Origin of the sequence: Paractinoplanes rishiriensis (assembly GCF_016862375.1) — a bacterium.
Lineage (GTDB): Bacteria > Actinomycetota > Actinomycetes > Mycobacteriales > Micromonosporaceae > Actinoplanes > Actinoplanes rishiriensis.
Genome location: NZ_BOMV01000015.1, coordinates 72,108 through 82,761 on the forward strand (window position 1 = coordinate 72,108; position 10,654 = coordinate 82,761).

Consider the following 10,654-nt stretch of genomic DNA (forward strand, 5'->3'; position numbering starts at 1 on the left):
CCGCTCAGAAGGGGTTGTTGGGGTCCTCGTAGGTGTTGCCGCCGGCGGGCGACGGGGCGGGGGAGGACGAACCGGCCGCGGGGTAGTCCGGCGCGAACGGATCGTGCGCGTCGGGGGCGAACGGATCCCGGGGCGGCGGGTACTGCCCGGTTGCGGTGTGGTCGCGCGGGCCGGGGATGGGTGCGGTCGCCGCGGCGCCGTCGAACGGGTCGTAGGCGGTGCTGGCGAACACCTCGGTGGCGGTCGTGGGGTCGGCACCGTCGACGACCGCGACGGCGAGGTCCGGGCCGACCGGGCGCCGCACGCCGAGCCCCAGCGGGACGGCCGGCCGGCCGGGTGCGGTGAAGGTGAGTCCGGTTCCGGCGCGGCGGATCTGGTACGCCTCGGCATCGCGGGCCGCGGCCGGCTGCAGGTGTGGCCCGTGGACGTCCGGGTCCACGGTGAAGCGCAGAACTTTGCTGCCCGGGTTCGGGGCGGGCAGGTCGTCGGCCCGCCTGCCGGCCACGTACAGCGACACGGTCAGCCCGCGGACCTTGCGGGTCTCGTTGCGCGCCCACAGCCGCATCGCGATCAGCGCCAGGGCGATCGCCAGCACGACCGCCACGCCGAGCAGCAGCCAGCGGTGCCGGTACGGCCAGGATGGCACCGGGGTCACCTCGGCGGCGAACAGCCGCTCGGTCACGACGAACGAGCCGGCGTCGTCGACCAGGCGCAGCGTGGCGGAACTCGTGCCCCGGACCGTCTCCGCGCCGACCGTCAACGTGAACGGCGTCGTACTGGACCCCGGGGCGATCTGCAGGGCCGGCGGGTCGACGCTGAACCTGGTGTCGCGCGACGGTTCGACAACTTCGAGCCGGAGCCGCGCCGGTCTGCCGGAGTCGTTGCGCGCGGTGATCCGCCCGGAGATCTCGTCACCGGGATGGGCCGACGCCCGGTTCACGTCGAAGAGGATCGAGGCCTCGATGGCCGGGCCGTTGCCGCGGATCCGGGTGTTGAACACCCGGGTGTCGCCGCCGATGCCGATGCCGGTGACCTGTCCGGTGAAGGCCAGTTCGCCGGTGGCCGCGGTGGGCACGGTGGTCCGCCCGGTGAAGGTGCCGTTGCGGTCGGCGTCGGCGAGCGGGACCTTCTGCGCCCCGACGCCGGCACCGGTCATGGTGGCCTCGAAGGCCAGGGTGCTCAGCGCCGCGGCGTCGGTGATCGCCCGGTTGCGGGCCCACACCTGCATCTCGATGTCGACGTCCTGGCCGGGCTTGGGTTGTGGCGGGTTCACCGTGACGTACGCGCGGACGGCTGCCTGATAGACCACGGTGGCGGTGACGTCCTTGGGCGCGGCCTCGGCCGAGGAGAGCCGGATGGTCCACTCACCCGGCACCGGATCGGAGATCTTGAGCGTTTCCAGGTCGGTCGCCTGGCCGGCGAACTCGAAGTTCGAGCCGCCCGCCTTGGGCGCCGGCTCGCTCGCTCCCGGCGCGAAGTAGTCCACCTGAACGCGCCGGTCCTTCTTGCGGACGATGATCGCGGCCTCACTGGCGATCGCGGGGATGGTTCCGTGCAGGTCACCGGGGACGTCGCCGCTGTCGGGCGGGAGGATTCGCATACAGCCCGCCGAGCTGAACGCCTCGGTGACGGCGGCGATGAGCTTCGAGGAGTCGGAGACCACCCGGGCCGCCGGGTCGCCGGCCGCCGGGGTGCAGCTCTCGCCGCGGGCGAAGTCACTCAGCGCGGACTGGTCCACCGAACCGAACCCGAGCGGCCACACCTGTGCCTTGGCGGCGGCCAGGTCACCGAGGGCCTGCTTGGCCACCTCCCAGGCGGCGCCGTTGCGGCGGTCCGGCCGGTCGCCGTACGCGGCGCTGTTCGCGACGTCGAGCCGGCCGTCGGTGAGCAGGAAGACGATCTTCTTGTGCCCGGGGTCGCCGGCCCGGACGAACGACAGGGCCTGCTGGAGCGCGGCGGCGTGGTCGGTGTCGTCGCCCTCGCCCGCCTTGCGCTTGCGCAGGCTCTTGACACAGTCCGCCAGCGAGGCGCGGGCCTGCTCACCACGCAGGACGGTCGGCTCGCAGACCACGTCGACGGCGCTCTGGCCGGGACCGTTGGAACTGCCGAAGCCCACCACGGACACTTCGGAGCCGGGCGCGAGCACACTGAACGCGATTGTCCGGGCGGCCTCCCGCTCCCGCAGCACATCCTCGTCCGAGAGACTGCCCGATTCGTCGACCAGCACGATCACCTGCATGGGCGGCAGCACCGGCGGATCGTCACGCCGGGCCTCGGCGGGCCCCGCGATCAGGCCCGTCACAACCACGGCCAGCACCGGCGGTAAGAGACGCCTGAGCATCAAAGGACCTCTTTCGGCAGGGGAAAGGAGAATGAGAATGATCGAGAATTCGTCCGGAAATTGATCGGGCGACTGCCCGAAACATAATCGAGCGGCGACCGGAACATAATCGACCGATGCATCTCGGGAATGGCGCCGTTCGGTGCCTGAATGCGACGACCGGGCCACCTCTTCCGGGTGACCGCTATTGCTTCTCGCTGACCTGCTGATACCACACGGAAACCGGCCGGTCGCACCCCGGCGCGCCGTCCGGGCAGTGCTGATAGTTCCACAGCCAGATCCATCCGGCGCTCAACAGCACGAGCACCGGCACCTTGGCGCGGGACAGCGCGGCGCCCGCCGCGCCGGTGACCTGGCGTACCCCGCCGATCATGCCGATCGTCCCGGAGGCGATCATGTCCCCGACGTTGTAGACGATCTGCGGCGGGACGGCCCCGCGGCGCCGGTAGCCGCCGGCGATCGTCATCTCGGCCAGCAGCACGAGCCCGGCCGCGCCGGTGATCAGCCAGGTGAGTGCGATTGCGGCGAGCCGGGCCAGCGGCGGCGCCAGCCGGTGCACGACCAGGACCACCCCGGCCATCACCGCCACCACGAACACCGGCAGGAAAAGGAACTCCGCGGCGCTGTCGGGGAACATGCCCAGGATGCCGCGGACCAGTCCGGCGACCTTGTCCAGGATCATGACGGTTCCGTTTCGGCCGGGTCGCCCTCCGGTAGCGATTTCGCCGGCTCGCCGGCGCCCGCGTACTGGCCGAGGATGTTGCGGAAACCGTCGACCGCGGCTGCCACCGCCCCGTCGAGCTCGCCGACCCGGATCTCCTCGCCGTCGATCAGGACCTTGATGGCTTCGATGGCGCGCTGCTTGTCCCGATCGGCCATCGCCTGCATCTGGGTGACGACCTCGAGACCGCGGGCCGGGTCCTGCTGAATGATGAATGCGTACAGGCGCTCCGGGCCGCCGTTGACGATATCGTCCATCTGCTGCTGTTTGATTTTCTGGATCTCGGCCTCGTAACGAGCCTTCATCCGGGCCAGTTCCTGCTCGTGCGGTGCCGCCTGGATCTGCTGGAAGGTGACCAACTGGTCCGGCGGGATCCGAAGTTGCGCATGGACGGCTTCGATGCAGATCCCGCGACCGTGCAGGGGCAGAACCTTCCGGCCGACCCGGTGGGCCACCGCCTCCTCCGCGGCGGCGGGAACGTGGTAGTCGTGCTGGCGGGTGATGGTCGGCAGGTTCGCGGCCAGATACGTCTCGCACTCCGCCTCCGGGTCCTCCACCTGTTCGCGGACCACGTCGACCGGCTGGTGGACACGCCAGGTGAAATGGACGGTGGCGTCGAAGAAGTGCGCGTCACCGGCCGCCGGAAGCTTGCAGACGAACACGCCGTGGTGCGGGCGGTTGTCGACGACGTACGCCATCTTCGGGCCCTTCCACCAGGTCTCCCCGGTGGTGTACGGCGGCTCGGGAGCGATCAGCTCGTTGTTCGGCATCTGGAAGACGAGGACGGTGCCCGGCTGAGCGATCGGCCGGCGGGCGAACGGCAGCCGCTTGAGCTCCAGCGTGTTCAGGATCGGACCGGGCATGGCTAACTCGCTTTCGTGAGGGCTTCGAGAAGTCGGCGAGCCGTGTCCGGTGTGGCCGGCTTCGCGGTGCGCAGCCGTTCGGCGTGGTGGCGTAGCAGGTTCGCCTGCCGCTCGGTCCGGGGTACGGCCATGAAAAGCTCGACGAAGGCACGCCGCAGCTCCGGATCCCGCTCGGCGGCGAAGGCCCAGGAACGCAACACGACACGTACGCCGTGATCCGCGCCGGGCGCGACGAGCGCGCGCCGCCACAGCGTGGCCACCTCGGCGGACATGCTCCGGTCCCGGTCCGCCAGCCGGAGCAGCAGCGGCCAGGCCGGACCGTCTCCCTCGCGCTGCCACTGGGTCCAGGCCGCCTGCAGGAAGCCGAGGACGCCGGCCGCCTGGCGACCGCGCCGCGGCTCGTCCGACCACGACGCCAGCAGCGACACCAGGGTCAGCTGCCGGTCGGGCTCGGCCGCGGCGAGCAGTTCCCCGATGCTGTCGCCGAGCGCGGTGGCCACCCGGCCCTCCGCGCCGTGGGCGAGCCTGGCCAGGAGCTTGTCCGGTCCCGGGTCGAGGACGGCACCGACGCTGCCGCCGAGGGCACGCACCGCCGCCATCCGGGGTGCCTGGGCATCCCGGCTCGCCCAGTCGGCAACCAGCCGGATGGTGCGGGCGACGGTCTCGGCCCGGCGGGCCGGCATCGCCAGCGCCGCGACCGCGAGTTCCCGCTCGTCGCCCTTGCCGCTGCCCGCCCAGGGCGCGATCACGTCGCGGCGGACGGTGTCGAAGGCGAACGTGGCCAGGAAGCCGACCGCCCCGGCGGCGCGGACGTTGACCGCCACCTCGACGTCGTCCGCCACCTGGCGCAGCCACTCCAGCAGGACGTCCCGGTCGTAGTCGTGCTCGTGCCAGTAGTGCCGCAGCAGGCGCTCCGGATACCCGTTGTCCCAGAACGAGGCGATCTCGAGTTCGGCCGCACCGAACCGCGTGCTCCGCCATTCGTGCGTCAGCCGGGCGCGGGCGGCCTTGAGCCGTACGCCTCGGGGCTCGCGGGGCCGGCGGGAACCCGGGGCCGCGCCCGGTTCGGCGGCCTGCCAGATCCGTTCGAGCAGCGTGGCGGCCCGGGAGACGGCGTCGAAGGACATCCCGTTCAGCACGGCGAGGGCGAGGACGAGGGCCTTGCGGTGCGGCTCGGCCAGTTCGTCGCTGTCGAACCACTGCTCGACGGCCTGGTCGGCGCGGGCCTCGAACCGTTCGACCGCCTCGGCCAGCGTGCCCCGGCCGCGTGCCACCTCGGCCAGATCGGCGGCCAGCTCGACCAGGCGGTGCACGTCGAACGCCCCGGGCGTCATGGCCCGCAGCTGTTCCGTCACCTCGGCCTGGTCGAGGAGTTCCTCGCCCTGTTCGCGGGAGGCCAGCCGGTCCTCGAGATGCCGCACGGTGAGCTCGTAGGCGTCCGGCGGCGTGGCGAGAGCACGCCAGACCGGCCGGCTGCCGTGCTCGGCGGCCCGGTCCGCATCGGTCACCACGACCAGGCGCGAACCCGCGTCGCGCAGGCGCTCCTCCAGATCGGCGAGGTTCTGGGGCCGGAGCGCGTTCAGGGCGCGGGCCTCGGTCGCGTCGAGGATGAAGCCCGAACCGGCCGGCAGCTGGTCCACCGGCAGGTCGGCGAGCGCCCCGGCGAAGCGGAGCTCGTAGATGGCCTTGACGCCGTCGAGCAGGCGGGTCGCGGTGGCGGTGTTGCCCCAGCGCGGGCGGGTGCCGAACAGGACCAGGCCGGTGCGCCCGACCGGGACGCCCAGCTCGGCGAAGCCGGTGGGTGCGACATAGACCCGGCCGAGCTCGACGACGGCGCGGTCAGTGATCAGGTTGACGATCGGCCGGTCCCGGTCGTCGGCGGCCAGGATGCCGTCGCGCCCGATGATGGTGCCGATCTGGACGGTCGCGCCGACCACGCTCACGCCGGAGGTCCGGGCGCCGAACATGGACAGCGAGTCGTCGAGGGCGCGGCTGCGTTCGCCGCCGCTGGCGGCGGACGCCTGGTTGTCCCCGTCGGCCTGCTCGTCGAAGAGCGTCTCCTTGGCGGGCTCGGTGGGCTCCTGGGCGGTCGCCTTGCCCTCGGTCTCAGCCATGCCGGTCCCGGCCGATGATCATGCCGATGTTGTTCTGCAGGCCCACGACGTTCGTGGTCGACTCTCCGCCGCCCGGGGGAGCGGGCGGCGACGGCTTCGCGGCCGGCGATGCGGGCGCCACCGGGGGTATGCCCGGGAGGTACGCCCAGGCGAGCCGGTCGGTCTCCTTGACCTGGACCGGGATGCGCCCGAACCAGGCCGGGTCGAGCGACATCCCGCCCGCCACCACCTCCTGGTAGAAGACGTCCGTCAGCAGGACCACCAGGTCCGCCCCCGGGTTGTCGTCCAGCAACGCGCGACCGGCCGGCGCGTCGAGCAGCCGGGCGAGGTCGACCAGCGGCTGCCCGGTGTACGACCCGCCCTGCTCGGCGTGCAGGAGTCCGATGTGCAGTCCCACCCGCAGGCGCAGGCGGTTCGTCGTGCTGCTCGCCTCCCGATGCTGGCGCAGCTCGATACCGAGCCCGCTCAGGAACGGATCCAGCAGGGCGTGCGGCGGGATGCCCGCCGGCAGCAGGACCCGGAAGCCGTCCCCGTCGTCCAGGACGGTCCGGCTCGCGAGGTCGATGCCCTGCTCGGACAGCGTGTCGCCGAGAATCCGCCGCAGGTCCGCGCGCATCCGCAGCAGTAGGTTGTCGTTCCGGCTGCCCGACTTCGCCACGTCGGTGGCGAGGATCGTGTGGAACAGAGCTTTCTGCCGCACGCTGGTCTCCCGTCCGCCGGGATCACGGCGCGCCCGGCACGGGACCATTCTCGAAGCGGCGGTACGCGGATCCCATCGCCCTGCGGTGCACAAGAGACCGCGATGATCGTCCCCGATCCGACCTGATCGACCGACCCGTTCCGGGTGGCGTCGCCAGCAGCATGCTGGGCCGTCATGATGGACATCGGACCGTAGGGGGTGTCATGGCGGAGGGTATCCCGAGGCGGCCGGCACCGTGGGCGCCCGGAACGTTTCTCGGCGGCCTTTCCCCGTCCGTGGCCGAGGAACTGCTCGGGCTCGGGGCCCGCCGCCGCTACCGGGCGGGGCTGAGCATCCTGCGGGAAGGGGTGCTGGGTTCGCACGTCGTCGTCCTGGAGGCCGGCTTCGCCAAGGTGACCACGGCCGTCGAGGGCTGCGAGACGCTGCTCGGCATCCGCCTGCCCGGCGACCTGATCGGTGAGATCGGCACGCTTACCGGAAGCCCGCGCAACGCGACCGTCACCGCCTGCGGCACGGTGTACGCCGTTGTCGTCACCCGGGTCGGCTTCGAGGAGTTCCTGCGCCGCCATCCGGAGGCGTCCAGCCTGGTCATGGCCGTGATCGCACGCCAGCTGACGTGGGCGAACCGGCGCCGCAGCGACTTCGCCGCCTTCCCCGCGCACATCCGCCTGGCCCGGCTGCTGGTGGAGATCGCCGAGGTGTGCGGACGCCCGCTCCCGGACGGCAGCATCCAGATCGTCGTGCCGTTGAGCCAGCCCGAGCTGGCCGCCATGATCGCCATAGCCCGCGCGACGGTGCAGAAAGCGGTCAACGAGTTGCGCACCCGCCACCTGATCGGCACGGCCTACCGTCGCATCGTCGTCCTCGACCTCGCCGGGCTCACTCGTCTGGCCTACGGCTGAGCCGGGGTTAACCGGGAGCGTCGCCCGGTCAGGCCGGGACCGTCGAGTCCCGGATCACCAGCTTGGCCGGGTGGCGGTGCAACCCGGGCTGCGGGTCGCCGTCGATGGCCCGCAGCAGCAACTCGGCGGCGGCCCGGCCGAGGCCCTCGAGGTCCATGTCGATGCTGGTCAGCGGCGGGCGGCTGGCCAGCGCGATGACATCCCAGTTGTCGAAGCCGACCAGGGCCACGTCGGCCGGGACCCGGCGGCCGGCCTCGCGCAGCGCGTCGGCCACACCCCGGGCGATCTGGTCGCTGCCGCAGACCAGGGCGTCCACGTCGAGGCCGCGGGCCAGCAGCAGGCCGGCCGCCTGCCGTCCCCACGCCTCGCTCCACTCCCCGTGCAGGGGCGGCGTGACGAGTTCGGCGCCGGCCTCGGCCAGCCGGTCGGCCACCGCCCTGGCGCGCACCCGGGCCGAGTGGTGATGCTCGGGCCCGGTGACCACGGCGATCCGGCGGCGGCCCACGGTGAGCAGGTGGTCGGCGGCCAGCCGGGCGCCGCCCTCCTCGTCGGGCACCACCGAGCAGTCCTCCGGCGCGGCCGAGGCGAGGAACGCATAGACCACCGGCACGCCCGGCACCGCGCCGACCGGCGGCCGGGTGCCGGCCCGGCGGCCGGTCACGATGATGCCGTCCACCCGGCGCCCGAGCAGGACGCGCAGGTGGTGCTGCTCGCGTATCGGGTCGTCCCGGGCGTCGCACAGCAGCACCGACATCTCGCCGGCGCCCAGCGTGTCCTCGGCGCCGATCAGCAGCGGGATGCTGAACCGGCCGATCGTGTCGGTGGTGATCATCCCGACCGTGAAGGTGCGGCCGGCGTGCAGGCTGCGGGCGGCCGGGTTGGGCCGGAAGTCGAGCTGCTCAGCGGCGAGCCGGACCCGGGCCACCGTGTCGGCGCGCAGCGAGCCGCGTCCGTTCAGGGCCTTGGACGCGGTGCCGACCGACACGCCGGCCAGTGCGGCCACGTCGCGGATGGTGGCTGTGCGCGGCCGGGGCATGCGAGCAAACGTACCGTGCCCGCACTCCGGCCGTGCGCCCCGGTGGTCATCATCGCGTCGCCGCGACCGGTATCCATACCCGCATCGGGCCGGCCGCCCGGTTCGCCCACAGGAAATAGGGGATCGCCGGCACCGTCGCGGCCCGTCCGTCGCCCACCGCGGAGGGCGGGTACGGCCGGTACAGCGACCCGTCGGCGTCGTCCCGGACCAGCACCGGCACCCGGATCGTCACCGGTGCCAGGGTGCCGGTCCCGAGCTCCAGCGGACGGGACAGGTCGAGCTCCAGATCCTCGAAGAGCGTCCCGGACAGGTGCGGCGGCAGGTCGGCGTGCTCCAGGCAGTAGACGACCGGGCCGCGAGCCAGTGCCACGCTCCCGCGTACCGCGTCCACCCGCGGGTGCGCCGCCACGATCCGGGCCGGCATGGCCAGCGTCAGCTCGACCCGGTCGCCGGCCTTCCAGGTGCGGTTCAGACGCAGGTAGCCCTCCTGCGCGCCGGTCCGGACGACCGACCCGTTCACGCTGAGCCGGGCGTCCCGGCACCAGGACGGCACCCGCAGCGCCAGCGTCCACGGCCCCGGCCCGCCGGCCGCCGTCACGGTCAGCGTGATCCGCTCGTCCCACGGGTAGTCGGTGCGCACCGCGAGCTGGTAGCCGCCGGCCGTGATGCTGCCGTCCGCGTACAGGTGCACCTGCAGCCCGTCGTCGTCGCCGGTGGCCGCGTACGTGTGCAGCGACGCCATCAGCCGCGCCAGGTTGGGCGGGCAGCACGCGCACGAATACCAGCTGAGCCGCTGCGACGGCGTGTCCTCGTGCGACCCGTCGTGGCCGGTCCGCAGCTGCAGCGGGTTGGAGTAGAAGAACGCCCGGCCGTCCACCGCCGTGCTGCCCGCGATCCCGTTGTAGAGAACCCGTTCCATCTCGTCGGCGTACTTCGCGTGCCCGGTGGCGAGCAGCAGCCGCCACGCCGTGTGGAAGCTGCCGATGGCCGCGCACGTCTCGGCATACGCGCGGTCCGGCGGCAGCTCGTACGGATCCCCGAAGCCCTCGTCCTTGTGCCGTGACCCCTGCCCGCCGGTCAGGTACGTCTTGTGCGCCAGCGCCTCGGTGAACAACCGCTCGGCCGTCGCCAGCAGCCCGGCGTCGCCGGTCTCGACCGCCACGTCCACCGCGCCGGCGAGCAGGTACTGCTGCCGCACCGCGTGCCCCATCACCTCCCGGGCGTCCCGCAGCGGCTGGTCGTCCTGCCAGTAGCGGGGCCCGAAGCGTCCCTCGCCCAGCCGCCGGTGGCCGCGCAGCTCGAGGGACCGCTTCGCCTGCGCCAGGTACGGCTCGTGCCCGGTGAGCCGGTAGAGCTCGACCAGCGCGGTCTCCACCTCGGGGTGCCCGTCGACCACGTCGGCGCCGGCCGGCCCGAAGCGGGTGACCAGCAGGTCGGCGAACCGCCGCGCCACCCCCAGCAGCTGCGCCGAGCCGGTCGCCCGGTACGCCGCGACGGCCGCCTGGATGAGGTGGCCGGCCGAGTACATCTCGTGGCTGAAGCCGAGGTCGGTCCACTGCTGCTCGCGCCGGTCCACCTGGTAGTACGAGTCCAGGTAGCCGTCCGCGTCCTGTGCCTTCTCCAGCAGCGCCGCCACGTCGGTGAGGAACTCGGCGAACCCGCCGCCGGTCCGGCCGATCTCCCAGGCTGCGGCCTCCAGCGTCTTGTACACGTCGGTGTCGGCGAACCACATGTTCCGGTACTCGGCGTCCGAGTCCCCGGTGACCCGGCGCAGATTCGTCAGGTTGCCCTGCACGTCGAGCTGGTCTATGCAGTGCGGCAGGGTGGCCGTGGCGTTGCGGTCCTGCCAGCGGCCGAGGAGCCCGTCCGGGGTGAGCCGGACCGCGGCGAGCGGTAGCGGGTGCAGTGCGGCGAGCGCCGAGGGAGTGGGCGCGGCCGGGCCGGGCAGGTGTGCGCCGTTCATCTGTGGTTCCTCAA

At 72.7% G+C, this 10,654-nt stretch carries 8 protein-coding genes; 1 reads left to right on the top strand and 7 read right to left on the bottom strand.

Going from position 1 to position 10,654, the window contains the following annotated elements:
• Window positions 1–4 precede the first annotated feature (4 nt).
• The 5 genes from Ari01nite_RS10410 to Ari01nite_RS10430 form a co-directional block, all read right to left on the bottom strand.
• Entirely contained in the window at window positions 5–2,341 is a 2,337-nt protein-coding gene (locus tag Ari01nite_RS10410) for a vWA domain-containing protein (RefSeq protein ID WP_203780950.1), read from the bottom strand.
• Window positions 2,342–2,525: 184 nt separating this feature from the next.
• A complete protein-coding gene (locus Ari01nite_RS10415; RefSeq protein ID WP_203780951.1) occupies window positions 2,526–3,023 on the bottom strand; it encodes a hypothetical protein in 498 nt (165 codons plus the stop codon).
• Complete coding sequence (locus Ari01nite_RS10420; protein WP_203780952.1) at window positions 3,020–3,925, bottom strand: hypothetical protein; 906 nt, start codon at window positions 3,923–3,925, stop codon at window positions 3,020–3,022. The genes Ari01nite_RS10415 and Ari01nite_RS10420 overlap by 4 nt, the downstream gene beginning before the upstream one ends.
• Before the next feature lie 2 nt (window positions 3,926–3,927).
• Window positions 3,928–6,039: a hypothetical protein gene (locus Ari01nite_RS10425; RefSeq protein ID WP_203780953.1), complete on the bottom strand. Its 2,112-nt coding sequence runs from the start codon at window positions 6,037–6,039 to the stop codon at window positions 3,928–3,930.
• Window positions 6,032–6,739 (bottom strand): nucleotidyl cyclase domain-containing protein, encoded by a 708-nt coding sequence (locus Ari01nite_RS10430; protein WP_203780954.1) that lies wholly within the window; start codon window positions 6,737–6,739, stop codon window positions 6,032–6,034. Before Ari01nite_RS10430 ends, Ari01nite_RS10425 begins: the two co-directional genes overlap by 8 nt.
• Window positions 6,740–6,942: 203 nt before the next feature.
• Here Ari01nite_RS10430 and Ari01nite_RS10435 point away from each other — a divergent pair, with 203 nt between their 5' ends.
• Window positions 6,943–7,641, top strand: a complete 699-nt coding sequence (locus tag Ari01nite_RS10435; RefSeq protein WP_203780955.1) for a Crp/Fnr family transcriptional regulator — start codon at window positions 6,943–6,945, stop codon at window positions 7,639–7,641.
• Between the two features lie 28 nt (window positions 7,642–7,669).
• Here Ari01nite_RS10435 and Ari01nite_RS10440 read toward each other — a convergent pair whose 3' ends face one another.
• A complete protein-coding gene (locus Ari01nite_RS10440; RefSeq protein ID WP_203780956.1) occupies window positions 7,670–8,677 on the bottom strand; it encodes a LacI family DNA-binding transcriptional regulator in 1,008 nt (335 codons plus the stop codon).
• 49 nt (window positions 8,678–8,726) lie between these two features.
• Window positions 8,727–10,654 (bottom strand): glycoside hydrolase family 127 protein (locus Ari01nite_RS10445; RefSeq protein WP_307837767.1); only part of this gene is annotated, 1,928 nt, incomplete at its 5' end.

Excerpts from the sequence above, each read along its gene's own strand:
- Ari01nite_RS10425 (WP_203780953.1), bottom strand. The coding sequence starts at position 6,039 with ATGGCTGAGACCGAGGGCAAGGCGACCGCCCAGGAGCCCACCGAGCCC.
- Ari01nite_RS10410 (WP_203780950.1), bottom strand. The coding sequence starts at position 2,341 with ATGCTCAGGCGTCTCTTACCGCCGGTGCTGGCCGTGGTTGTGACGGGC.
- Ari01nite_RS10440 (WP_203780956.1), bottom strand. The coding sequence starts at position 8,677 with ATGCCCCGGCCGCGCACAGCCACCATCCGCGACGTGGCCGCACTGGCC.
- Ari01nite_RS10420 (WP_203780952.1), bottom strand. The coding sequence starts at position 3,925 with ATGCCCGGTCCGATCCTGAACACGCTGGAGCTCAAGCGGCTGCCGTTC.
- Ari01nite_RS10415 (WP_203780951.1), bottom strand. The coding sequence starts at position 3,023 with ATGATCCTGGACAAGGTCGCCGGACTGGTCCGCGGCATCCTGGGCATG.
- Ari01nite_RS10435 (WP_203780955.1), top strand. The coding sequence starts at position 6,943 with ATGGCGGAGGGTATCCCGAGGCGGCCGGCACCGTGGGCGCCCGGAACG.